Source organism: Symbiobacterium thermophilum IAM 14863, assembly GCF_000009905.1.
GTDB lineage: Bacteria > Bacillota > Sulfobacillia > Symbiobacteriales > Symbiobacteriaceae > Symbiobacterium > Symbiobacterium thermophilum.
In genome coordinates, this window is sequence record NC_006177.1 from 2,548,668 (window position 1) to 2,571,264 (window position 22,597).

Genomic DNA, 22,597 nt, shown 5'->3' on the forward strand with positions numbered 1-22,597 from the left:
CCTTCAGTGGACCGCCGCCCGCGCGCGTGCGTCTTGGGCCGGCGGTGCGGGCGCGGCCGCAGGCGGCTGCCGCCGGCCGGGGCTCCGGCCCACGTAGGCCTCCACCAGCCGCCGGTCGGACCAGACCTCCGCCGGCGTGCCCGCCACCAGCACCTCCCCGGCCTCCAGGGCCACCACCCGGTGCGCCAGGGCGCTGACGACGTCCAGCTTGTGCTCGATGAGCAGGATCGTGTGCCCGCGGGCCTGCAGCAGCCGGATGACCTCGGTCATCTCCTCGGTCTCGGTGGGGTTCATGCCGGCGGTAGGCTCGTCGAGCAACAGGATCTTCGGGCGCAGGGCCAGCGCCCGGGCCAGCTCGGTGCGACGCCGGTTGGCATAGGAGAGCGAGTAGGCGGGCTGGTGCAGCCGGGGCAGCAGCCGATCGCCGAAGAGCGAGAGGATCTCCACCGCCTCCTCCACCAACTCGGCCTCCAAGCGGCGGAGCCGGGCCGGGCGGGCCATGGCCGCGATCACCTCCCGGATCGCCCCCAGCACACCGGTCAGGGGACCCGCGGGCCGCCCGAACTCCGCCTGCAGCCGGGTGTGGGCCCCGAGAAGCACGTTCTCCAGGACCGTCAGGTTCCCGTAGACCCGCCCGTTCTGAAAGGTGCGGGCGATCCCCTTCGCGGCGATGACGTGCGCCGGCAGGCCGTCGATGCGCTCCCCCTCCAGGTAGACCTGTCCGCCGTCGGGCCGCTCGGCGCCGGCGATCAGTTGAAAGAGCGTGGTCTTCCCCGCCCCGTTGGGGCCGATGACCGCCACCGTCTCGCCCGGCCCGACGTCCAGGCTCACGGACCGCACGGCGTCGAGGCCGCCGAAGCGCTTGGCCAGGTTCCGGACCGAAAGGACCTGCACGGGGGTTCACCTCCTCACGATGCGGCGCTCAGGAGGCCCCGGGGCCGGAACCTGAGCATGACCAGAAGCAGCAGGCCGTAGACCAGGAACCGGTACTCCGCCAGGAACCGGGCGGACTCGGGGATGACGATCAGGGCGAGGGCCCCCGCCACGGCGCCGATGGTGTTGTCCAGCCCGCCCAGCACCACCATCGTCAGCACCTGCAGCGACATCGCGTGGGTGAACGTGTCCGGCGCGATGTAGGTGTAGGCGTGCGCCAGCAGGACGCCGGCGAGGCCCGCGATGAAGGCGCTGAGGCCGAAGGCGATGGACTTGTACCGCTCCAGCCCCACCCCGTACGCCCGGGCGGCCACCTCGTCCTCCCGCACGGCCCGCAGCGCCCGGCCCAGGTACGAGCCGGAGAGCCGCTCCGCCACCCAGATGCCGCCCAGCAGCAGGGTCAGGGTCAGCCAGTAGAACCCCGCGGCCGAGGTGATCTCCACTCCGAAGAGGCCAGGCGGGGCGATGTTGCTGATGCCCAGGGGCCCCCGGGTCAGTGCCGTCCAGTTGAGCGCCACCAGCGCGATCCCCTGGCCCAGGCCGATGGTGGCCACCGCCAGGTACTGCCCCCGGAGCCGCAGGGCCGGGTAGCAAAGCACCACGCCGACGGCGGCGGCGATGACGGGCGCGACAGCCAGCGACAGCAGGAAGGGCCACTGCAGCCGGGTGGTGAGGATGGCCGAGGCGTACGCCCCCAGGGCCAGGAAGCCGGCGTGCCCGAGGGAGATCTGCCCGGCCGTCCCGGCAATCAGGTTGAGGCTGATGGCCAGCAGGCCGAAGATCCAGGCGGTCGCCAGCACCTGCAGCCAGTACCCGTTCCGCACCACCAGCGGCAGGGCCAGGGCGACGGCCCCCGCCGCGGGCAGCGCCCACCGGGGGATAGGCAGCGGCCGCCCGATCGGGATGAAAGTGCCGGCAGTGGGCTCGGGCAGCAGCGCCCGGGCGGCCGCGAACAGGCCGTTGGGGCGGAAAAGCAGCACGCCGAGCAGCAGTCCGATGCCCACCAGGTCGCGCCAGGTGGAGCCCAGCCAGGCCACCGCCAGCGACTCCGCCGTTCCCAGCAGGTACGCCCCCACCAGCGCGCCGGGGATGTTGCCCAATCCGCCCAGCAGGGCCGCCGTGAATCCCTTCAGGCTCGCGGAGAAGCCCATGGTGGGGTAGACGCTGTGGTAGTACAGCCCCACCAGGAGCCCGCTCACCCCGGCCAGGGCGCCGGCCATGGCGAAGCTGACCCGGCTGACCTGGTTCACGTCGACGCCCATCTGCAGGGCGGCCTCCCGGTCCTGGGCGGTGGCCCGGACCGCCCAGCCCAGGCGGGACCGCTTCAGGAAGAGCCAGAGCGCCAGAGCGGTGGTCAAGCCCACAGCCAGGATCACCAGGTCCAGGGAGGAGAGGAAGCCGCCGCCCACCCGGACCCGCACGTCGGCGAAGGGGGTGTGGAAGGCCTTGGTCTCCGGCCCCCATATCAGCTGGGCCGCCTGCTCCAGGACGAGCCCCGCGGCGATGGTGGTGAGCAGCAGCACCGTCCGGCCAGAACCGGCGAAGGGGCGGATGGCGACCCGCTCCACCGCCAGCCCCAGCAGGGCCGAGGCGACGAGCACGAGCAGCAGGGTGGGCAGTAGCGGCAGGCCCAGCCAGGTGACCGCCATCCAGCCCACGAAGGCGCCGACCATGTAGAGGGAGCCGTGGGCGAAGTTGATCACGTTGGCCACGCCGTAGATCTGGGTGATGCCCACCGCCGTGAGGGCGTAGAGGTTGCCAACCACCAGGCCGTTGATCAGCTGGTCCAGCATGCTCCCCCTCCTACGGGTTCCAGATCGCAAAGGCGCCGCCACGGACCACCAGCGGTACGAAGCGGGGGTTGCGGAGCCGCCGGTCCTCGCCGAAGGCGGTGGCGCCCTGCAGGATGGTCTCCAGGTGCTCGGCCTGCTCCAGGCCGTCCCGCAGGGCCTTGCGGTCCACCCCCACCCGGTTCAGCACCGCGGCCAGGATCTTCATCCCGTCGTACGCCCCGGCGGCGAAGGTGTCGGGGTCCGTGCCGTACCGCTCCCGGAACCGCTCCACGAACTGCTGCGCCTCGGGGCGGGGATCCGCCGGGTGGAACCGGCTCACCGTGTAGACCCCCTCCACCGCCGCCCCGCCCAGGTTGAGGAACTGGGGCGAGTAGACCGAGCTGGCGGCCAGCACGGTCACGTCCAGCCCCACCGCGGGGATCTGCTGGGCGATCAGCGCTCCGTCGTTGTAGTAGGAAATCAGCACCAGAGCGTCAGGCTGGGCGTCCCGGGCCTTGGTCAGAACCGGGCGGAAGTCCTTTTCGGTAAGTAGATAGGCCTCCTGCAGCACCACCTCGGCGCCCAGGGCCCGGGCCTGCTCGACGAACAGATCGGCGGTGGTCTTGCCCCAATCGGTGTTCTGGTGCAGCACCGCCAGCCGCTTCCGGCCCAGCTGCTCCACCGCCAGCCGGGCCAGGAAGGGCGCCTCGTCCGTCTGGCTGGTGGAGTTGCTCCAGATGAAGTCGCCGGTCTTGGTGAAGTCCGGGTGCGAGTTGGTGATGCCCAGCTGCACCAGCCCGGCCCGCTGGAAGATGGGCGAGGCGGCCATGGAAGCGGGCGAGCTGAAGTCGCCGATGACCGCCACGACCCGCGGGTCATTGACGAACTTCTGGGCGACGGCCGGGCTCTGTTTGGGATCGCTCTGGGTGTCCTCAAACACGTAGTTCAGCGGCCGGCCCTGCACCCCGCCGGCGGCGTTGATCTCCTCCAGGGCCAGGTCAAAGCCCCGGCGCCAGATCTTGCCGTACTCGGCGCTGTCCCCGGTCAGAGGCCCCATCACGCCGATGAGCACCTCCCCCTGCGCCCCGTTCTGGCTCCCTGCGGATCCCTGCGCCCCCGACGGCGCCGTCGCGGCGGAGCTACAACCGGCCAGCACCACCGAAAACGCCAGAACCCATGCCAGCCAGAACCGGGCACGTTGCGCCCCGCGCAGAGACACCAGAACCACTCCCCTTTCTCCGTGTTTTCACGCGTGCGATGGCCGACCCGAAATCTCACGTATTCCGGTCGGAATAGGTTGCATTGAAGCGTAGCATTATTCCGCTTTCCCGTCAACGGGGGACAGCGGAGAAAAGTGGGTCATTCCTATCAAGAAAACAGGAAAACCCGGATGCCAGATGGCATCCGGGCCTGGGGCGACGCCTTCTCTGGGATGGGGGCTGCCTGCACAGGTGAGTCGCCCCGAACCGGGGCCAGGATGTTCGGGTTCGGGGCGAAACGTGCACTCCTCTGCGACCCCCGGGTGCACATTTCGCCTCGAACTCCCTGCTGACCACGCACGCAGCAGGCGGAATGTGCACCCCACCACAGACCACAGGTGCACATTCCGCCTCGAACCGGGCCCGGGATCAGACCCCAGACTGCGCCGCCGCATACCCGAGCGCCTGCTCCAGGTCGGCGACGATGGCCTCCAGGGCCTGGCGGGTCGGGTTGCCCGAGCGGGCGTAATCGTACGGACCCGAGCGGTTCAGCCCGGGTTGACGGAACGTGGAAACCTGGTAGATGGGCACGGCGGCCGCGCCCGTGACGGAGTCCACCTCGCGCCCCGTGTGCAGAACCCGCGTCCCAAACTCCAAGGCTCTATCCCTCCAGCGCCTGAGCAAGATCGGCGATCAGGTCGTCGGCGTCCTCGATGCCCACCGAGAGCCGCAGCAGCCGGTCCGTGATGCCCAGCCGCCGCCGCACCTCCTCCGGCATGTCGGCGTGGGTCTGGGTCCAGGGGAAGGTGATCAGGCTCTCCACGCCCCCCAGCGACTCGGCGAACAGGATCAGCTTCACCCGGCGCAGCACCTGCGGCACCAGAGAGGGCTCCGTCACGGTGAAGGAGAGCATCCCGCCCACGCCCGGGTAGAGCACCTCTTCGACCCGCGGGTGCTCCCGGAGCCAGGCGGCGATGCGCGCCGCGTTCTGCTGGTGGCGCTCCATCCGCAGGGCGAGGGTCTTCAGCCCGCGCAGCACCAGCCAGCTGTCCTGCGGCCCCAGCACCGAGCCCACCGCGTTCTGGAGAAAGGAGAGCCGGTCCCCCAGGGCGGTGTCCCGGGTGATCAGCGCCCCGGCCACCACGTCGTTGTGGCCGGCCAGGTACTTGGTGGCGCTGTGGACGACGATGTCCGCGCCCAGCTCCAGCGGGCGGCAGAGCCAGGGCGTGAGGAAGGTGTTGTCGACGATCAGCAGCAGGCCGTGCGCCCGGCAGAGACCGGCCAGGGCGGCGACATCCGCCCGCTTCATGCGCGGGTTGGTGAGGGACTCGACGAGGACCGCCCGGGTGTCGGGCCGGATCGCCGCCCGCACCGCGTCCAGATCCGCCGTGTCCGCGTAGGTGTGCGGCAGGGCCAGCACCTGCTCCAACAGCCGGTAGGTGCCGCCGTACAAGTCCTCGGTGACGACCAGGTGGTCGCCGGGCCCGAAGAGCCCCAGTGCACAGGTCAGTGCCGCCATGCCCGAGGCAAAGGCGAGCGCCCGGGCGCCCCCCTCCGCCCGGGCAAGCGCTTCCTCCAGGGCCGCCCGGGTCGGGTTGCCGCTGCGGCTGTAATCGTAGCCCGTCGACTCGCCCAGGGCCGGATGCTGAAAGGTCGCCGATTGGTAGACCGGCACCGAGACGGCGCCATAGGCCGGGTCACGCCTGACCCCTGCGTGGACGAGCACCGTGTCCAGTTTCATGGTTCTCCCCCCAGGATGGAAGAATCGGCACCCGAAGCGGGCCCTTCCGGGCCATCGCCAGCAGGTGAACGGCAGCGATCGCGCGTCGACGATGGCCGTCACCCCTGCCGGAGCCAGGCCGAGACCGCCTCCACCTCCTGCGCCAGCTCGGCGGCCGCCGCGTCATCGACGGGCCCGAACAACGCCGGGACCACCCGCGAGCCCTCCGCCCGCCAGGTCCCGATGACGCGACCGCCGCTCAGGATCACCGCGGCCACGTCCGCCGCGGCCCGGAAGACCGCCTTGTAGTGGTCCTCGTCCAGGTAGAATTTGTCGGCGTGGGCCAGGAGGAAGGGGTCGAACTTGGGCAACAGGCGCACGCAACCCGCGTCCGCACCAGGACCACCGGCCTGCCGGTCCGGGGCACAGGAACCGCCGCCCTCCCCTTCCGGGACCAGCCAGCCGTCCCGCACCGCCACCCGGCCGCCCAGCCGGGTCAGGGCCTCCCGGGCGCGCCGCACCGAGACGCCGCTCCAGTGGGCGAAGTCCTGAATCCGGGCGGGGCTGTACGCCCGCAGGTACCGCTCCAGCAGCACCGCCAGGGCGTCGTCCGGATCCATGTCCGCGACCGGCAGGTCCAGCCAGTCCTCGGTCCGCACGAACTGAACCTCCCCATCCCGCTCGGGGCCGTACACCACCCGGCCGGCGTACGCCAGGTCCTTCAGCACCCCTCCCCACGAAGAGAAGAGATACGCCACCCACTCGTCCCGGCATCCCAGGATCTGCTGCGCGCCCTCCAGCAACTCCGCCCGGGTGGCAGGCCCCCGCGCGAGGATCTGCAGGCAGGCCGCCGCGGCCGCCTCCCGCTGCACACGGGTGACGTGCTTGTCCAGGTACTTGCTCCAGCGGGACTCCCACTCGGGCCGCAGCGCCCGCCAGAGCAGCGGCAGGTCCTCCGCAGCCACAACGTGCAGGGTCCCCCGCACCGTCCAGGTCCGCACCAGCCGCCGCGTCTCCTCCAGCTCGCGCCGGACGTCCCCCGGGCGGGCGCCGGCGAGCCTGGCCCTGGCGGCCAGGTCCGGCGTGGTGCGGAGCTGGCTCTGGATCCCGACCAGGTGGCGCGCCAGCTCCACCACGCCGCCGGTGCGCCTCTCCCGCCCCAGCCATTGGTTCTGCGCGTACCGTTCACACTGCACGCATCTCGCGTCGCGCATTTCAGACCGTTCCTCCCTCGTCGGGCATGTACCGCCGCCGGGCGGCGCCTGCACCCGGGCAAATGCAAACAGCCCCCTGCCTACCGGCAAGGGGCTTTTCCGTTTACGGAAAGACGTGTAGCCTGCGCCGACCATGCTGCAACCAGTAGCAAAGCTGGGCCCCCTAGGGTCCCGCCCTCATGATAATAGCTTACCCTACGGATAATTTGCAGTCTAGTCTTGATCGCCCCGCTTCTGTACCCTCTCCCTGCAAGCCTGAACAAGGAGGGGAACCGCATGGCTTCCTCCATTCCCGTGCAGCCGCATCCGGCACCTGGCCTCCGCCGCAACCGGGCGTTCCTCACCGCCCTTGGCGGGACGGCGGTGGCGCAGCTCGGCACGTCGCTCTACCCGATGATCCTCCCGGTGTGGGTCATGCAGACCACCGGCTCTGCGGCCCGCGTCGCTGCCCTGAGCAGCCTCGGCACAACCGTCCGCCTGCTGGCGGCGCCCCTCGCGGGCACCGTCGCGGACCGGTCCGACCGGCGGGCGGTCATGGCCCTCGCGAACCTCGCCCGGGCGGCGATCGTCGCGCTCCTCGCGTTGGCACTGGCATCGGGGCACGGCCAGTTCTGGGTCCTGGCGATCGGCAGCGCAGCGCTGGTCCTGGCCGGCGCCTTCTTCTCGCCCGCCTGCGCGGGCGCCCCGGGAGGCAGGACCCCAGCCCGCGTTGGGGAAAATCATGGTACACCAAGAAAACCACAGGGCTGAACCAACGGTCCCCCCGCCCGACGGGTTCAGCCCTGTGCGCGCCACGGTTCAGATGCGGGTCTACCCCCCGGCTCCTCAGTCGAAGTCGGTGGGCAGGTCCGGGTTGTCGTAATGCTGGAACATCCGGCGGATCTGGGCTTCCGTCACCCGGCTCGTCGACAGGGGCGGCAGGTGATCCCGGTCGAAGAAGCCGACCTGGTCCGTCTCCAGGCTGTTGCCGGGTGTACCGGCGACCAGCTCGCAGCGGATGAACAGCTTGTACACGTACCAGATCAGCGGGGGATGGTCGTGCCTGGCCCGGTCGTACACCGCCAGCATCTTGGTGGGCCGCACCTCGTACCCGGACTCCTCCCGCACCTCCCGGACGGCGGCCTCGGCGGGGCTCTCGCCGACGTCGGCCCATCCGCCCGGCAGGGACCAGAGCCCCTCCTTCCGCTCCCGCACCAGGAGCAGCTCGCCCCGGGGGTTGAACACCACCGCGCGGACGTCCACCTTCGGCGTCAGGTAGCCCTGTTCGGCGGCCAGCTCCTGTGAGAGAATGTCGTCAGGGATGGAGGTGTACCTGGCCAGGATCTCACCGGCGATGGCGCGCAGCTGCTCGAACCGCTCCCGGTCGTACGGGTCCTTGGTGTACGTGATCCCGGCCTGGGCGATGGACTGGATCTGCTGTGCCCACTGGAGCCACAGCGGGTTCTGCGACATGTTGAACACCCACCCCTTCCGGCGTATGACGCGCTGCAGACGCCTGACCCAATTCCACGGCAGACTTGGAGGAGGAGACTTTGTCGTTCAAGTGCGTGGCCTTCGATGTGGACGGTACGCTCCTGGACACCGAAAAGGCCGTCCTCGTTTCCCTGCAGAAAGTCCTCCTGGAGGAGACGGGGCAGACCCCTGCGGAGGAGGAGCTGCGGTTCGTCCTGGGCATCCCGGGCGTGACGGCCCTGGAGCAGCTCGGGGTTCCGGACCCCGGGGCCGCCTTCGACAAGTGGGTCGCCTATGCGCGGGAGGTTGACCACCTGGTCACCGTCTTCCCCGGCATCGTGGAGCTCCTGGACGAACTGCAGGACGCCGGGGTGACCCTGGGGCTCGTGACCTCCCGGACCCGGATCGAGCTCGACGGGGACCTCGTCCACTTCGGGCTCCTGGAACGCTTCCGCGCGGTGGTCTGCGCGGACGACACGGAGGGTCACAAGCCGGATCCCGATCCGCTGCTGAAGCTCATGGCCGATACCGGGTTCAGCCCAGGCGAGGTGCTCTACATCGGGGATACGGTCTACGACAGCCAGTGCGCCCGGGCGGCTGGGGTGAAGTTCGCGCTGGCCCTCTGGGGCGCCGGGGACCCGAACGTCCCGTGCGACTACCGGGTGGCACACCCGGCGGAGCTGGCCGCCATCTGCCGGCCGGCTCCCGGCCGCTGACCCGTGCCATCCGGTGCTGCGGACATGCGGTGCACGCGCGGACAGCTTTCCCCTCCCGCCGCACCGGCATCCCGATGGTAGGACGTCAGCCAGGATCAACAGCCCTTCGGGGCGAGGTGCTCCCGCAGGATCCGGTCGAACACGTCCGGGCGCTCGACCATCATGCTGTGGCCGGCGCCGGGCACCATCCGGGTCGGCACCCCGTGGCTGCGCAGCGACTCCAGCAGCGGCTCCAGGCCTGGGGTGCGCTCGCCGTACACGTAGGTCCGGGGGACCGGCAGGCTCAGGAACCGCTCCAGCAGCCCCGGCGTGTCGGAGGTCCGGACCAGCCCGGCGGCGTACCGCCACAGCACGTCGGGCGCGCACCGGCTGAGGGTGGCGGCGTAGAGCAGATCGTCCTCCCGGCCGTCCAGGCCGCTCCCGGCGAACTTCCCGACCAGCCGCGGCAGCGCGGCCCGGACGCCCTCCGCGCCCATCGCCGCCAGCCTGCGGCTCAGGGTGGCGTCCTCCGGACGCAGGTTGCCCTCGGCGCAGAGCAGGCCCGTGAAGCGTCCGGGGTCACGTTCAGCCATGAGTATGGCGATGGTGCCGCCCATGCTGTGGCCCACCAGGCTGACCCTGCTGAGGCCCAGCCAGTCCAGCAGCTCCATCAGGAGATCCGCCAGGTCGTCCATGGCACAGGCGAAGCCTGCCGGATCCTCGCTGTCGCCGTGTCCGGGCAGGTCGGGAAGGATGACCGCCCGCCCCGCCAGGGCCTTGCCGGCCGCGGCCGGCAGGAAGAAGACGTGGGAGGCCCCGAGCCCGTGGAGGAGCAGGACGGGTTCCGGGCCTCCGCCTGCGCGCATGCGCACGGCCAGGGTGCCGGCGCGCGACGGCCATCGGATGAGGCGGAGATCCATCTCGCTTCACTCCCGAATCGGAGGGCCCCGCGCCGGAGGCCCTTCCGGCGTCGTAGGGCGGCACGATTGCGGTGCCGCAGAGATCCCTTCGTTAGACGAGACCCGTTGCCGTGCGAGTTCGGCACCACGCTCCGGCCGGCGGGGAGGGCGATGGCCCACCGCCCCCGCCCATGGAACCTGATCCGGGGCCGGAAGGTACCGACCTGGTCCGACTGGCCGAGAGCATCCGGTAGCCCCCTGCGACAGCAAGAGCCCTGCGTGCGCCGCAGGGCTCGTTCATCTCACGCGGTCGGCTTCCGCGCCTCGATGGTCGCCGAGAACACCTGGTTCTTCAAGGACTCGCCGGCTCCCCAGGCTTCCAACAACTGCTCGCTATCTTTGGGCCGGATGACGATGTCGACAAAGCCAGCCTCCGTGAGCATGGTCCGCAACTCGCCAACCGTGGCCACGCCCGCCACGCATCCGGCGTAAAGGGCCAGGTCCTCCCTGACCTCGGGCGGAAGCGGGGCGAGGCTTACCATGTCGGCCACCGCAATCCGGCCGCCGGGCCGCAGAACCCGGAAGGCCTCCCGGAACACCTGCTCCTTCTCCGGCGAGAGGTTGATCACGCAGTTGGAGATGATCACGTCCACGCTCTCGTCCGCCACCGGCAGGTGTTCGATCTCGCCGAGGCGGAACTCGACGTTGGCGAATCCGCCCTTGCGGGCGTTCTCGCGGGCCCGAGCCAGCATCTCGGGCGTCATGTCCACCCCGATCACCCTGCCGCTCTCCCCAACCTGGCGTGCGGCGAGGAAGCAGTCGAACCCGGCCCCGCTCCCCAGGTCCAGCACCGTCTCGCCCGGCTTCAGGCTCGCGATCGCCTGCGGGTTGCCGCATCCCAGACCAAGGTCTGCGCCTGCGGGCGCCGCGGCCAGTTCGTCGTCGGAGTACCCGAGGACCCTCCCCAGCTCCTCCCCCCCGGCCCCGCTGCCGCAGCAACAGCCGCTCACCACCAGGAGGTCATCCCCCTTTGGCTCCGGAGCACAGCACCCGCCCGCCGAGCCGGCGGCGGAACCCCGGGCCGCTTCGGCATAGCGCTTCCGTACCATCTCACGCAGCGCGTGCGCGTCCATCCACACCCCTCCTCTGATTTCCTGCAGCCCCCATGCCCGAAGCCGCCTCCCGGCCGGCAGCGCCCCCGGGTCAGCGGCTCCAACGACGACAACCGACGTCCGGCTTGGACGCCTTCAGCAACACCCCCGGCCATCAACCCCGCACAGTTCCGGGATGGTCGTGAGGTCCGCGTCCAGGAAAGCCCGAAACGCCTTCAACCCTTCCAGGAGCCGCTCGCGGTCGGCCTGGTAGTACACCCACATCCCCGCTCTGCGTTCACGGACCAGGCCGGCCGCCTTCAGCTTGGCGATGTGCTGGGAAACCGCGGGCTGGCTGATGCCGAGGACCGGATAGAGCTCGCACACGCACCGCTCCCGGTCCCAGATCAACTTCAGGATTTTCAGGCGCGTCAAGTCTCCCAGCGCCTTCATCAGGATCACGTGCCGCTCCATCCGACGCCCTCCCTGCTATATAAGTATATGGTTATGTCCTTCTTGATACCAACCGCGTTTTCTCATCCGGCTGGCAGCAGCGGGCGTGCGTGGGCCATCGGACTGGCTGCGGGGTTATGGATGGCGCAGGCAAAAACTTCAGACGCCCTGGACATCCAGGGCGTCGTGATCCCACGGAACCCGTGTCGAACACCCGACCCGAGCGACAGAGCAGGCTCCGCACGGGCAGATCGCGTCACAGGCTGCGGGCCAGCGCCATCAATCGCTCCCGCAGCTGGTCCAGTCTCTCGTTGACCCGCTTTCGCTCTTCAAAGGAATCCCGCCAGATCACCAGGTCCCAGAGCGTACCGGGGGCGTTGGGGATCCCGAGCAGGTACTCCTTCAGCGCCGCCGCGGCGTCCGGTTCGTTTCCGGCCCAGGAGAGCAGTTCGAAGCAGCGCCGCAGCAGGTAACCATACTGACCGTCGAGGCCCTCCGCCTGCAGGAGACGCTGAAGCTCCGTCAGCACCTCCCGCATCTCCACAAGTTCCGCCCGTTCCGTCATCTGACGACCCTCCAGGAATCGACCACCTGCAGGCCTCAATGGCCCACGGGTTGGGAATGTACGCCTGCATGATGTGCTCGCCGCCGAGATAGGGCCCGCCCTGGCTGGCGACCGGCCCGACGTACACCACGGAGTCCTTTCGGAACCTTTACCGCGTACACCTTCTCGACGATCGAGCGGCCCATGTACTCCAGGGTCTGCGGATGAACCCACACCGGCTTCACATCGGTATCCACCCGCACCAGCGCGTGGCTCACGGGCGGTTCAAAGGTGAACCGGCGCCCAAGCGGTTTTCCCCGCCGGCCCGGTAGAGCACCCGGACCTCAGGCAGCACCACTTCGTTGTAGCGCATGCCGTAGAAGTTGCGTGCAGGGTCACCGACCGCAGGCCGCCCAGGGGCCCCTCCCGGAACACATCGTACTGGTAACCATGGGTCGCCCGCCACCGGGCGATGTCTTCCCACTCCGCCTCCGCCCGCACATACTCCCGGAAGCGGGAAGCCTCACGGGCCCGGCGCGAGTCCAGGATGTTCCGGAGGACCCGGGCGCGGATCTCGCTCCCCGGCGCAGCGGCAGAGGACCCCGGGACGGGATCCGGCTCCGCAAGCGCGGCCGCCACCATGCTCCGGGATCTCGCCCAATCTCCCGCCGGGGCATGCGTCCCCAGGCGCCAGGTCCAGAACCGGCTGGTGAGGGTGTTCAGACCCATGAACAGGCCGGAGGTGAGGCCACCCTGGGCAAAGGCGCCCACCGCGCCGCGGACGGAGCGCTCCGGGGAGTGGACCAGGTAGCTGACCAGACTCGACGCTCCACCCGCCGCGATGTTGGTGGCTGCGATCCCGACCCGGGCAGCCAGCCGCCCACGCCGGCGCTGATCCCGCCGATCACCGACCCGATCACCGCTTCGACCCAGTTGAACAAGCGGCCACCCACCACCAGCTCGTAGAGCGCGCCGCTCACCAGGGCCGCGCCGCCTACCGCCAGCAGAACCGGAACACTCAGCGTGAAGAGGGCGGTGAGGCCGGCGGCCCGATCCTTCACCCATGCCGCCAATCCGCCCTGGCCGTTTTCAGGTGCAGCGCCTCCAGCGGAACCTGCGCCGGAATGGGTTCGGCCGCCACCAGCACGCCCACCCGGTCGCGCTGCTGGGCCTCCGCCGCGGAGACGCGTGGGTACACCAGGTAGGCCGACAGACACGACAGAAGCCACGCCAGGACCAGAAATCCTGCAATGTGGCGCTTGGCCTCACGCATAGCTGACCTCCCTGGGCCCGTGGAGTCGAAAGGATGATTGTTCATATAACCGAAAAACCTTGATCGTCGGACCAATCTCGCTGTACTGAGCGCTGGACGACTGGCCGGGGCGGCGCCGCGTGCCTCCAGCGATGGGGGCGCCGCGTCCCTTCCCGGTGCGGCGCTGCGTCCCTCCCCGGTGCGGGCGCCGGCGCGCATCTGCAGGTGCGCAGAGGCTGCAGGGACCAGGCCCTGCAGCCTCTGTGCCACCAGGATGCGCCGCCCTGCGGCGCGCCCCTCCCGTTTCGGTTTGCGGTCTCCGCTCTGCGCTCTGCGGTCTCCGCGTTCAGTCGCTGGCGGACAGGCGGTCTGCCGAGTGCCGCCGGAACCGCCGCTGCCTCCGCCGGGCCTGCAACCGGTCGGTGGCGATGACCGCACCGCACAGCGCCGCGCCCGTCGCCATCCAGACACCGGCCCGTTGGTACCATGCCGCGGCCCCGGCGCCGGGGGGCTTTCCCGAGCCCCCATCGCTGTGAGCCGGCGGCTCCGCCTGGGCAGACGCCGTCACCGGCGCCAGCACCGGCTGATGGGCGATCACCCGGCCATCGACCAGGGCCTGGACCACCGCCACGGTCCCTTCAGGCCACTCCTCACCCGGCAGCGGCCGGCGGTAGGCGATTTCCACCTCATCCCCCTCCCGCAGCCAGGCGCGCAGCGGCTCCTCCAGCCGGCCACCAGCACCCGGCAGGTCGCCGGCCGAAAGCACAGTGGTGAGGGAGAAGTCGTACAGACCGTGGCGCAGCAGCCGCTCCATGTCCGCGTACATCTGCTCCTTGTCCGGATTGCCCAGGAGCACGCCGATGACCTCGCGGCCGTCCGCCGCGGCCGAACCGACCAGGGTGAACAGCGCGGCCTCGGTGTATCCGTTCTTCACGCCCGTGGCCTCCGGCATGCGTTGGATGAGCAGGTTCCGGTTGTAAATCTCCCGGGTGGTCTCCATCTCGGGCCACGGGAACGTGAGCCACTCGGTTCCCGCGATCTCCCGGTAGACCGGATCCGCCATGGCCACCCGGCCGAGGCGCGCCAGGTCGCGGGCGCTGCTGTAGTGCCCGTCTTCATCCAGGCCGTGCGGGTTGCGGAACTGGGTATCGGTGAGGCCCAACGCCCGGGCCTTTTCGTTCATCTGCCGGACGAACGCCTCCTCGCTGCCGCCCAGGAAGATGGCGATCGCCACCGCGGCGTCGTTGGCCGACTCCAGGATCAGCGCCTCCAGCAGCTCCCGCAGCGTGTACGTGGTCCCCTGGGTCAGGTAGACCTTGGAGCCCTCAATCAGCTCCGCCTCCGGCGGGATGGTCACGGTCTCGTCCAGGCGGCCGGACTCGATGGCCAGGAGGGCGGTCATGATCTTCGTGGTGGAGGCAATCGCCAGGCGTTCGTCGGGGTTCTTCTCCCAGAGCACCTGCCCCGTGGCGCAGTCCATCAGGATACCGGATTCGGCGCTGGTCTCGTACCAGGTGTCGTCCGCCGAGGCCGGCAGGCGAAGCAGAAGCGTCAGCAGCAAAGCGCAGGCGATGATGGCCCTGAGCCGCTTCAGCGCAATCTCCTCCCTGTGTGATGGCATCCGGGCCTCATCCCACCGAGCCATGAGGACCAGCGCGACGGTGCGCTGGTCCTCAGCCTGTCTGCTGGGGGCCGCTGGTCCTACACTTCCGCGCCCCGGCTTGAAATCCCTGCATTTCACGGAAGGGTTATCTTGTTAAGAAGGACCACCGGCTGGGGCACGAACACCCAGGGGGCACGGCGGCGCCGCACCGTCCGCCCGAGCCCCCGCACAGTGGAGACGCCCGGCCGGTGGGGCACACCCCCCGCAACGGGCCGGCATTCCTGTACCCCGCACCGCGCCGGGCGCCCCCCCGGGCGCGTGCCCGGGCCCCTGCTCAGGATGCTCCGGCAGTGTGGACCGGTTCGGGGAGGTCTGCAGCCTCGAGAACGCCCCTGACGACGAGGCGGTGGGTGTTGATCCACTTCGGCGTGCAGGTGATCAGCGTGATCTGCGCCTGTTCCGTGGGATCCAGCACCCAGGTCTCATCCGGCTCCACGACGAAGATCTCGGACGCCCGATAGACGTAGGTCGCCCCGCCGCTCCGGACGAGGATGGGATCTCCGACCTCCACCTGGTCCAGCCGCAGGAAGAAGGGGCCGTAGATGTGCCCACGGTGGCCGACGAGGGCGAAGTTGCCCGGTTCACCGGGACCGGCCGTCTCGGCGAAATGCCCCACCGCGTGGCGCAGGGTCCGGTCGTCTGTCCCCTCGGCGATGGCCACGGTCAGGTCGATCTTGGGAATGGTCAGTATCCCGATGACCTCGGGTCCGGGCGCTTGATCGGCACGGTCCGGTGACTCTTCGCCTGTGCCGGCTTCCGGTCCCGCCGTCTCCATTGCCGGCAAGCCCGCTCCGGTGTCGGCGCCTTCCTCGGGCAGCGCCGGCGGTGCGCCTGAGGGGGCCGCCGCGGCAAACGGCCGGAGGCCGGCCAATCCCGGCGCGGTGCCACCGGCGGCGGCCAACGCGGCAACCTCCCGCTCATACCTCTCCATCAGGCGGGCCTGTTCCCGCCGCGAGACCCCGTTGACCACACCTGCCACCAGGACCAGGAGGCACCCCAGCAGGAACAGGGCCTTCGGCAGATAACGCGCGACCATCTGCGCTCGCCTCCGTTGCGAAAGGCACAGGGGTACACCTACGGCGAGGGTACCCCTGTGCGGCTTGCGATCATGGCTGGCCCCGTCTGCGCCTCCGGTTCAGCACGCTCCACCCGATGCTGGCGAGCATCAATGCGGCTCCCGAGACCATCAGGCCGCCGGTAGTCATCACCCCGCCCGCGGCGGGCAGCTCGGTGATGGTAGGCCGCGGGGGTTCAGCGGGAGCCTCCGGCGCGGCAGGCGGTTCGGGCTCGCTGGGCGGCTGCGGCAGCGGGGGGCTTACAATCGGAGTGGGTGGCTCCTGTGCAGGCGGAAGCTGCGGGGTGACGGGTTCCACGGGTTCTGTGGGCTCCTCCGGCTCCCCGGGCTCCGGCTCCACTGGCTCCGGATCGCTGGACGTGGAGGGGCTGGGCGGCCTGCGGCTCGGTGGGTCGGAGTCACGGGGATCCTCCGGCCTGCTGGGGTTCCCAGGCTCTGCGGGATCCCCCGGATCACCGGGATCGCCGGGATCACCAGGATCTCCCGGGTCGCCGGGGTCGCCGGGCTCTTCAGGGGCGCACGGATCCTCAGGCTCGCCAGGTTCCTCCGGTGTGCCGGGATCCTCAGGTTCGCCGGGCTCACCGGGCGTCCCGGGCTTCCAGGGCTTCCCCGTCCAACCCAACTGGCTCACCTGCTCAGGGACACAAGGTTCCACGGGATCATCCGGGTCGCCGGGATCCTCGGGAGGGCACGGGTCCTCAGAATCGCCAGGCTTCCCGGGGTTGCCGGGGTTCCCGGGGTTGCCAGGGTTCCCGGTCCGGCCCCGACCACCGCGGCCGGCCGTGTCCATCTCTCCGGGCTCACAGGGATCCACCGGGTCATCCGGACCACCTGGGGTACCGGGGTTGCCGGGGTTCCCGGGTGGGCCGGGCTGCCCGGGGCCTCCGGACCCCCCGGTTTCCGGCCGGTAACCGTGGGCTCTCCGCCGGTCACCCCGGCTTCCCCCCTCGCTGGCCCATGCGTACGGCGCCAGGGCCTGTAAGAGCAACAGTGCGGGCAGGAGGAGCCCGATCCAGACTTTCCTGCGCAGCTCCCATCCCCTTTCGATCTCCGGATGGGGCTGCAGCGGCCGTGAGCCCGGTGGTATAAAGCGACACCAACGTGATCTCGGGCGCTGCGCCCACCCACATGGTTATCTGGGAATGGAAGCGAACATGACGATCCCCGGGCACCTCGGCTGAAGAAGCTGCACACCCGGGCTGCCTGCAACCTCTCGCGCGGTATCCCCCACCGCCGCGGGAAGACGGATGGGGGACGAGTATCGCAGACGTAACACAAACGCCTCCCCCAGGGAGGCTCTACCTATGCAAGGCAAGTGGGTATGTAACCAAAGCAGGTGCAGTTCGTTTCAACGAATGGGAGGATACCCGACAACGAACCAGGAGGGACAACATGCCCAACGCAAGGCGTGCGGCCACCCTTCTCGCCATCCTCGTGCTACTGACGGGCTGTGCCGGCAGCCAGACGGACGCCGACGCGACGCCGGTGGAAAAGCAGGCATCCGCAGCGGATGAGAACGACACGCCCGATCGCGACGCTGCCGATCGCAACATCGACCCGGTGAACGACCGGGAGTGGGCACTCCGGCCGGCAACCCGCGTTGATCTCAACGGCGACGGCCTGGACGAGTTGATCATCGGCGAGTTGGGCCGGTGGAGTACCGAGAAGGTAAAGGTGCTGAGACAGGACGGAAGCGACCTGCTGAAGCTGGATCAGTGGCTGCCGGACACGACACAGACCCGGGTGGACCTGGTGACGATGGACGGCTTGCCGAACCCCGTCCTGGTCATCCACGTTGGCGATCCTGATGAATGGCACAGCATGGAGTTCACCTGGATGGAGGGCGAAGAGCTGGTCAGCGTGTGGGGATGGCATCCCAAGCACAACGTCGCCTTCGGCGAGGACTATGCCATCAGGCCGGACGGTACCGTGGAGATCACCGGTGACATTGCCGGGTTCACCATCGTCCGCCGTTACCGCATCGAACCGTATGCAGACGCGTACATGCCCTATGTGGCCAGGAAACAGGACGAGGTAGTCATCCCGGGATCCTATCCCACCACGGCGGCAGACCTTCTCACGGCGCTTTTCATCGCCAGGTGGTACGACCTGCCGGACCTGGTTGACCAGTACCTTCCCGATCCCGATATCCGTAAGGCCTTCATGAAGGAAGACTTCGGCGAAATCCGCTACAGGCCAATACCGGTGGAAACGGGCCTCCTGGTCTACACCGACTGTGGCCCGCAGATTGAGCCGGCTGATCCTGACGACAACGGGCTTGTGGAGTTCCTGGTATCCGTTGCGTCATACGAGGAGCGGCTCTACTGGACCGGAGAGGCCGTCATCAGCACTGAAAGGGATGGGAGGCTGGTGGTGAAAGATATCCGGATCACCGATCGAGGCGGGTTTCTCCCGAGACGGGGATGACGCTCCCGGGAGCGTCGCACAAAGCCCCCAGATGCAACACGCAGTCCTCCAGTCTCGTTGCGGATGGAGGAGTATGGCCATGCACGAAGACAGTGCAGACCAGCATTTCCATGGGGAGATGACAGTGGCAAGGCATCGTGTCCTCCTGGTGGTGGCCGCCATCCTCGTGGGGTGTTCCCGTCCAACGGACACTGTGACCAGTACCCCGTCCCCCCGCCCTTCGAGCCTCCGCAGGTCACGCAGACACCTGCAGACTCCGCTTCGGATCCCGACGCTGTGCGCTCAGACGTTGATCTGGTCGTGAACGCTGCGAAGCTCAGCGCCCTGGGGAATGCCGAAGAGGTTTACCGCCTGCCCACAGGAATGGGCCGCATCGCCCTCTCGCCCGATGGACGGTATCTGCTGTACACCACCTGCGATCTCTGCGATCGCGGGTCGCCGTACCGCCCCATGGTGCTTGACCTCCAGACCTTGGAGGCTGCTGAGGGCTCCGACGTGGTTTTGTTCGGGATCGGTTAATTTCAATTGGGGCGACTTCGGTCGGATGGCCCGCTGCGATGTGACTGTGGAACGTATCCCAGCCTTGATCGATGCCTGGGGACAGGCCAGCGGAGCGAATCCCACAGGCAAGATGGTAATTAGCGTCACTGACCCGAATCGCGAGGACGTGGTCGCAAGAAGCGTCGGCTCCAACCAGACCGTCAGCTTCAACGTGGGCAACCACGGAGTGTTCGGTACATACGAGATCCGCTATTCTACGCCGCACAGCCACAAATGGAATCTCTGACCGCGCTTCTGGCACTACCTGGACAACGGCCAGCCGTGCATCCCGGAGATTGGCTGCATGGTTCCCGAGGGCACGCCGCAGGAATTTACCCTTTATCGGATGCAGGATGGTGTGCGCGTGACTGCTGTGCAGGTTGGAGACCGTGTGTTCATCAAGCCCTCGCCGCAGCATGCTGCCGTGAAATCCCGAACCGCGGCTGACCAGCATTATCTCACGATGGCCGACCTACAGCGCCAGTTCTACGAGCCTACGATTGGGGTCGACGTCTACGATTTGGCCGATTACGAACCCGGTGATACCGTCCTGATTCGCGATCGATTGGTTGAAGTGCGCTACGATGCAGCCAGCGACGAAACGACCCTTGTTTTCTCTGATGAAGAAGGGCTTCACCTTGACTGGGCGTTCCGCGGCAACCTGACCGACAGGTACGCAGCGGGCGACACCATCACGCTCAAGTTCAAGGTGGTTGAATACGCCGGTGAGTTCGAGATTCTTGACTACATGGAGACCCTGTGGACTGACGGCAGGGCGCCGGCACTTGACAACTACCTGGTTAACTAGCAAATGATGCCAACCGATCCCCGGGCGCTTATATGACGGCGCCCGGGGGTCTCGCGCTCTGCGCCCAAGCGGCCACGTATGCGGCCTGACACATCTGCACACGAGCGACGTTAAAAATACAGAGCCCTGCATGCCTGCAGAGCTCTGTACCGTGTGAGAGTCCGGCTATACCCCTGGTTCTGTCCGCCCGCCTTTCGGCGGGCGTGATGATCATTTATCTCACGGCCCGACCAGACCGTGGTCCCGGATTACTCCTGGGACTGCGTCCTACCCGCGCTCAAAGGCGCCTACTTGGACTTGCACCGTGGCGGAGATTGCCCGTGCCACTCCCCCGTCGCCGGGGGACCTGCGTCTCTCTAGCTCGTTACAGGTACAAGCGACTCGCACCAGGCGAGACCGCCTTCCCCATCGTCGGCTCGCGCCGCCAGAGCTTGCGCTCTGCGCCAACTTTCTTCCGGCTACGGGTCCTGATGCGTCTGCCTGGGGCAGACTCGGACTTCACCGGAAGCGGTGCCAGGAAGTTCCTCACCGGGCCATCCGGGTCATGCGGCTTGCGCCTCCCCATCTGCCCGGCGCGATCATCCACCGAACTCTCACGATATGAAACTGTGGTCGGAAAGGTTAGATCTCAAGTCTAACAGAAAAAACACATGCCGTCCACCGGCAATGGTTGGACGGCACGGCATGGTGCGAGAGCCGAGATTCGAACTCGGGACCTCACGGTTATCAGCCGTGTGCTCTGCCGACTGAGCTACCCTCGCACATTGCGGGCCGCTTCCGATATCGGAAGCGGCCAGAACATGGAGCTGATGACCGGGCTCGAACCGGTGACCTCGTCCTTACCAAGGACGTGCTCTACCACCTGAGCTACATCAGCACAACCTGGTGGACCGCGTAGGACTCGAACCTACAACCTGCCGATTAAGAGTCGGATGCTCTACCAATTGAGCTAGCGGTCCGTGCTGCATCGCCGTGCCGTATTGCATTTGCTGAGCGCACCGTTATTCTATCCGGTCGGCAGCTTCCTGTCAACACCCTTCACCGCCTCAATCGCAGCCCGGGACCGGAAGCAATGCGGCGCCAGCTGCCGCAGCATCGCCCAGCAGGTGCGGATCGCTTCCTGCAAGTCCCAGTGCACCTCCGTGCGGTACAGGTACGGATCCATCTCGTCCTCGTGCCCGAGCCAGACCCGACTGCGATACGCCACCTTCCCTTCGAGCCCGCTCACCGGTTCTGCCATCACCATGACCTGCGCCTGATATCCATCCGGCAGATGCAGGAACTGATCGAACACCTTTCCCTCGTCCACCGGCCGCTCCCTCCAGGTTCTCTCGTATATCCCTACGGACGGTCCGGAAGGAAAGTTCACGTGGGAGTGAGACAAGTACAGCCCCTTTCATCTCTGGAGCATTCCGGTGCTTGTCCCCTAACAATGGATACGCTTATAATGGTGTTATCGTAAACGATGAGGGGGACGAATCGTGGAAGAGATCCTGCGCGGCTACCGCGATCGCGCTTACGCACTGCTGGCCGAAAACCGGGCACAATCCCGCGAGGGCATCGAACTCCTGGTCCGGGAAAGGCTTCCGCATGTGGCCGCCGCCATGCAGGCCGGCGGCAAGCCGCTCACGACTGCGCAGCTGGACGCCCTTTACCACGAACTCCTGGAGATCTCGTTCACGATGTTCTCCCTGGGTTACACGATGGCCCACACGGTGGATCAAACCGCTGGCACACGCGCATAGACGACCCGGCCTAACCGGCCGGGCCTTTCTCTTCTTCCGGGCGGGCGGCCGGTGCCGGCAGGACCGGCAGCGGGTGGACCTCGGTGAGGCGGGCCACGACGAAGGACCAGAGCACGCGCACGAGGGCGGCGGCCGGGACGGCCAGGATCAGCCCCCACGGTCCTGCCAGGTAGCCGCCGGCCAGGACGACCAGCAGCACCCCGATGGGATGCAACCCCACAGACTCGCCCATGATCTTGGGCGAGAGCACCGCGTTCTCCAGCTGCTGGATGATCAGGAAGACCAGGGCGATCTGCAGGCCTCGCCAGGGCGACTGGGCCAGGCCTGAGAGCACCGCCGGCACGGCGCCCAGCACGGGCCCCACATAGGGGATGAACTCCATCAGCCCTGCCCAGATGCCCAGCAGGACGGCGAACCGGAGCCCCAGGAGCGACGAGGCGGCCGCGGCCAGCGCCCCCACGGACAGGCCGAGGAGGATCTGTCCCCGCACGAAGCCGGAGATCACCCGGTCCAGCTCCCGCAGGAGCTGGATGATGTCCTGCCGCCAGCGGCGGGGCAGTGACCGCACGAAGCGCTCCCGGAAGTAGTCCAGGTCCTTCAGCAGGTAGAACGCCAGGAAAGGCGCCAGGGCCAGGCTGAACAGGAAGCCGGCGGCCGCCTCCAGCGTCTGGATGTCCACCAGCCGGTGCAGGGCGGCCACCGAACGCACCTCGATGTTGGTAATCGACCGGTCCAGGCTCTCCCGCAGTTCCGGGGGCAGCCCCGCGTCCCGGGCCCAGCGCTGCAGACCATCAGCCATCTCCCGGGCCCGGGCGGAGTAGAGCGGGATGGCCTCCGTCAGCCGGCGCACCTCCGTCAGCGCGGAGGGCACCAACTTGACCACCACCAGGACCCCGGCGGCGGCGAGCGCCGCATAGACCGCGAGGATCGCCCAGGGGCGGGGCAGGCCCAGGCCGACCAGCCGGTTGACCAAGGGCGCCAGCAGGTAGGCCAGGACCACCGCCAGGAGAAAGGGCGCCAGCACCGGGCGGATCGTCCAGAGCCCCCAGGCCAGGGCGAGAACCAGTCCGCTCAGCACCAGCGCCGCCAGAATCCTTCGTCCCCGATGCGTCACG

22 protein-coding genes, 3 tRNA genes and 1 other RNA gene are annotated in these 22,597 nt (G+C 68.5%); 5 read left to right on the forward strand and 21 right to left on the reverse strand.

Features of this window, described 5'->3' with window-relative positions; translation table 11 throughout:
* Window positions 1–3 precede the first annotated feature (3 nt).
* The 6 genes from STH_RS11765 to STH_RS11790 all read right to left on the reverse strand — a co-directional run bounded on the left by STH_RS11765 (window position 4) and on the right by STH_RS11790 (window position 6,838).
* A complete protein-coding gene (locus STH_RS11765; RefSeq protein WP_011196482.1) occupies window positions 4–894 on the reverse strand; it encodes an ABC transporter ATP-binding protein in 891 nt (296 codons plus the stop codon).
* A 14-nt stretch (window positions 895–908) separates the two neighbouring features.
* A complete protein-coding gene (locus tag STH_RS11770) occupies window positions 909–2,726 on the reverse strand; it encodes an ABC transporter permease (RefSeq protein WP_043714000.1) in 1,818 nt (605 codons plus the stop codon).
* Between the two features lie 10 nt (window positions 2,727–2,736).
* A complete protein-coding gene (locus STH_RS11775) occupies window positions 2,737–3,933 on the reverse strand; it encodes an ABC transporter substrate-binding protein (protein ID WP_197525174.1) in 1,197 nt (398 codons plus the stop codon).
* Window positions 3,934–4,333: 400 nt separating this feature from the next.
* Window positions 4,334–4,561 carry a PLP-dependent transferase gene (locus STH_RS11780; protein ID WP_011196485.1) on the reverse strand — a complete coding sequence of 76 codons (228 nt, stop codon included), beginning with the start codon at window positions 4,559–4,561 and terminating at the stop codon, window positions 4,334–4,336.
* Window positions 4,562–4,565: 4 nt separating this feature from the next.
* Window positions 4,566–5,645, reverse strand: a complete 1,080-nt coding sequence (locus STH_RS11785; RefSeq protein ID WP_011196486.1) for a trans-sulfuration enzyme family protein — start codon at window positions 5,643–5,645, stop codon at window positions 4,566–4,568.
* A gap of 98 nt (window positions 5,646–5,743) precedes the next feature.
* Entirely contained in the window at window positions 5,744–6,838 is a 1,095-nt protein-coding gene (locus tag STH_RS11790; RefSeq protein ID WP_043714005.1) for a winged helix DNA-binding domain-containing protein, read from the reverse strand.
* A 276-nt stretch (window positions 6,839–7,114) separates the two neighbouring features.
* Here STH_RS11790 and STH_RS11795 point away from each other — a divergent pair, with 276 nt between their 5' ends.
* On the forward strand, window positions 7,115–7,588 hold the full coding sequence (locus tag STH_RS11795) for an MFS transporter (protein WP_011196488.1): 474 nt from the start codon (window positions 7,115–7,117) through the stop codon (window positions 7,586–7,588).
* 75 nt (window positions 7,589–7,663) lie between these two features.
* Here the strand turns inward: STH_RS11795 and STH_RS11800 are convergent, their stop codons facing one another.
* On the reverse strand, window positions 7,664–8,290 hold the full coding sequence (locus STH_RS11800) for an NUDIX hydrolase (RefSeq protein WP_011196489.1): 627 nt from the start codon (window positions 8,288–8,290) through the stop codon (window positions 7,664–7,666).
* Between the two features lie 80 nt (window positions 8,291–8,370).
* On the opposite strand from STH_RS11800, the gene STH_RS11805 reads away from it, so the two are divergent.
* Entirely contained in the window at window positions 8,371–9,006 is a 636-nt protein-coding gene (locus STH_RS11805) for an HAD family hydrolase (protein WP_043714007.1), read from the forward strand.
* A gap of 95 nt (window positions 9,007–9,101) precedes the next feature.
* On the opposite strand, the gene STH_RS11810 is transcribed toward STH_RS11805, so the two are convergent.
* The 8 genes from STH_RS11810 to STH_RS17415 all read right to left on the reverse strand — a co-directional run bounded on the left by STH_RS11810 (window position 9,102) and on the right by STH_RS17415 (window position 15,923).
* On the reverse strand, window positions 9,102–9,905 hold the full coding sequence (locus tag STH_RS11810; protein ID WP_011196491.1) for an alpha/beta fold hydrolase: 804 nt from the start codon (window positions 9,903–9,905) through the stop codon (window positions 9,102–9,104).
* Between the two features lie 281 nt (window positions 9,906–10,186).
* Entirely contained in the window at window positions 10,187–11,017 is an 831-nt protein-coding gene (locus tag STH_RS11815; RefSeq protein ID WP_043714008.1) for an arsenite methyltransferase, read from the reverse strand.
* A 114-nt stretch (window positions 11,018–11,131) separates the two neighbouring features.
* Complete coding sequence (locus STH_RS11820; RefSeq protein WP_011196493.1) at window positions 11,132–11,449, reverse strand: ArsR/SmtB family transcription factor; 318 nt, start codon at window positions 11,447–11,449, stop codon at window positions 11,132–11,134.
* A 235-nt stretch (window positions 11,450–11,684) separates the two neighbouring features.
* Window positions 11,685–11,993, reverse strand: a complete 309-nt coding sequence (locus STH_RS11825; RefSeq protein WP_043714009.1) for a hypothetical protein — start codon at window positions 11,991–11,993, stop codon at window positions 11,685–11,687.
* Window positions 11,994–12,691: 698 nt separating this feature from the next.
* A complete protein-coding gene (locus tag STH_RS18495; protein WP_148205578.1) occupies window positions 12,692–13,033 on the reverse strand; it encodes a hypothetical protein in 342 nt (113 codons plus the stop codon).
* A complete protein-coding gene (locus STH_RS11835; protein WP_043714012.1) occupies window positions 13,030–13,245 on the reverse strand; it encodes a hypothetical protein in 216 nt (71 codons plus the stop codon). The genes STH_RS18495 and STH_RS11835 overlap by 4 nt, the downstream gene beginning before the upstream one ends.
* A 325-nt stretch (window positions 13,246–13,570) precedes the next feature.
* The gene (locus STH_RS11840; RefSeq protein ID WP_011196498.1) at window positions 13,571–14,845 is read right to left on the reverse strand and encodes a D-alanyl-D-alanine carboxypeptidase family protein; all 1,275 of its coding nucleotides are present in this window, start codon (window positions 14,843–14,845) and stop codon (window positions 13,571–13,573) included.
* A 316-nt stretch (window positions 14,846–15,161) separates the two neighbouring features.
* Window positions 15,162–15,923: a class D sortase gene (locus STH_RS17415; protein WP_050742264.1), complete on the reverse strand. Its 762-nt coding sequence runs from the start codon at window positions 15,921–15,923 to the stop codon at window positions 15,162–15,164.
* A 1,431-nt stretch (window positions 15,924–17,354) separates the two neighbouring features.
* Between STH_RS17415 and STH_RS11855 the strand changes: the two genes are divergently transcribed.
* Entirely contained in the window at window positions 17,355–18,389 is a 1,035-nt protein-coding gene (locus STH_RS11855; protein ID WP_011196501.1) for a hypothetical protein, read from the forward strand.
* Window positions 18,390–19,233: 844 nt separating this feature from the next.
* Window positions 19,234–19,737 carry a hypothetical protein gene (locus STH_RS11860; protein WP_011196504.1) on the forward strand — a complete coding sequence of 168 codons (504 nt, stop codon included), beginning with the start codon at window positions 19,234–19,236 and terminating at the stop codon, window positions 19,735–19,737.
* Window positions 19,738–19,900: 163 nt separating this feature from the next.
* Here STH_RS11860 and rnpB read toward each other — a convergent pair.
* From rnpB to STH_RS11880, 5 genes are all read right to left on the reverse strand, one after another.
* Window positions 19,901–20,327: RNase P RNA component class B (gene rnpB / locus STH_RS17715), an RNA gene on the reverse strand.
* Window positions 20,328–20,422: 95 nt separating this feature from the next.
* Window positions 20,423–20,498, reverse strand: a tRNA-Ile gene (locus STH_RS11865).
* Between the two features lie 40 nt (window positions 20,499–20,538).
* Window positions 20,539–20,614: transfer RNA gene (locus tag STH_RS11870), tRNA-Thr, on the reverse strand.
* 6 nt (window positions 20,615–20,620) lie between these two features.
* Window positions 20,621–20,696, reverse strand: a tRNA-Lys gene (locus tag STH_RS11875).
* A 47-nt stretch (window positions 20,697–20,743) separates the two neighbouring features.
* Window positions 20,744–21,046: a hypothetical protein gene (locus tag STH_RS11880; protein WP_043714014.1), complete on the reverse strand. Its 303-nt coding sequence runs from the start codon at window positions 21,044–21,046 to the stop codon at window positions 20,744–20,746.
* A 172-nt stretch (window positions 21,047–21,218) separates the two neighbouring features.
* Between STH_RS11880 and STH_RS11885 the strand changes: the two genes are divergently transcribed.
* Entirely contained in the window at window positions 21,219–21,482 is a 264-nt protein-coding gene (locus STH_RS11885) for a hypothetical protein (protein ID WP_011196507.1), read from the forward strand.
* A gap of 10 nt (window positions 21,483–21,492) precedes the next feature.
* On the opposite strand, the gene STH_RS11890 is transcribed toward STH_RS11885, so the two are convergent.
* Window positions 21,493–22,596, reverse strand: coding sequence for an AI-2E family transporter (locus STH_RS11890; RefSeq protein ID WP_011196508.1), 1,104 nt, complete (start codon window positions 22,594–22,596; stop codon window positions 21,493–21,495).
* Window position 22,597: the final 1 nt, after the last annotated feature.

Coding starts and splice junctions, on each gene's coding strand:
- STH_RS11815 (WP_043714008.1), bottom strand. CDS start 11,017: ATGGACGCGCACGCGCTGCGTGAGATGGTACGGAAGCGCTATGCCGAA.
- STH_RS11790 (WP_043714005.1), bottom strand. CDS start 6,838: ATGCGCGACGCGAGATGCGTGCAGTGTGAACGGTACGCGCAGAACCAA.
- STH_RS11820 (WP_011196493.1), bottom strand. CDS start 11,449: ATGGAGCGGCACGTGATCCTGATGAAGGCGCTGGGAGACTTGACGCGC.
- STH_RS11785 (WP_011196486.1), bottom strand. CDS start 5,645: ATGAAACTGGACACGGTGCTCGTCCACGCAGGGGTCAGGCGTGACCCG.
- STH_RS11825 (WP_043714009.1), bottom strand. CDS start 11,993: ATGACGGAACGGGCGGAACTTGTGGAGATGCGGGAGGTGCTGACGGAG.
- STH_RS11835 (WP_043714012.1), bottom strand. CDS start 13,245: ATGCGTGAGGCCAAGCGCCACATTGCAGGATTTCTGGTCCTGGCGTGG.
- STH_RS11810 (WP_011196491.1), bottom strand. CDS start 9,905: ATGGATCTCCGCCTCATCCGATGGCCGTCGCGCGCCGGCACCCTGGCC.
- STH_RS11800 (WP_011196489.1), bottom strand. CDS start 8,290: ATGTCGCAGAACCCGCTGTGGCTCCAGTGGGCACAGCAGATCCAGTCC.
- STH_RS11795 (WP_011196488.1), top strand. CDS start 7,115: ATGGCTTCCTCCATTCCCGTGCAGCCGCATCCGGCACCTGGCCTCCGC.
- STH_RS11770 (WP_043714000.1), bottom strand. CDS start 2,726: ATGCTGGACCAGCTGATCAACGGCCTGGTGGTTGGCAACCTCTACGCC.
- STH_RS11840 (WP_011196498.1), bottom strand. CDS start 14,845: ATGCCATCACACAGGGAGGAGATTGCGCTGAAGCGGCTCAGGGCCATC.
- STH_RS11855 (WP_011196501.1), top strand. CDS start 17,355: ATGCCCAACGCAAGGCGTGCGGCCACCCTTCTCGCCATCCTCGTGCTA.
- STH_RS17415 (WP_050742264.1), bottom strand. CDS start 15,923: ATGGTCGCGCGTTATCTGCCGAAGGCCCTGTTCCTGCTGGGGTGCCTC.
- STH_RS11860 (WP_011196504.1), top strand. CDS start 19,234: ATGGTTCCCGAGGGCACGCCGCAGGAATTTACCCTTTATCGGATGCAG.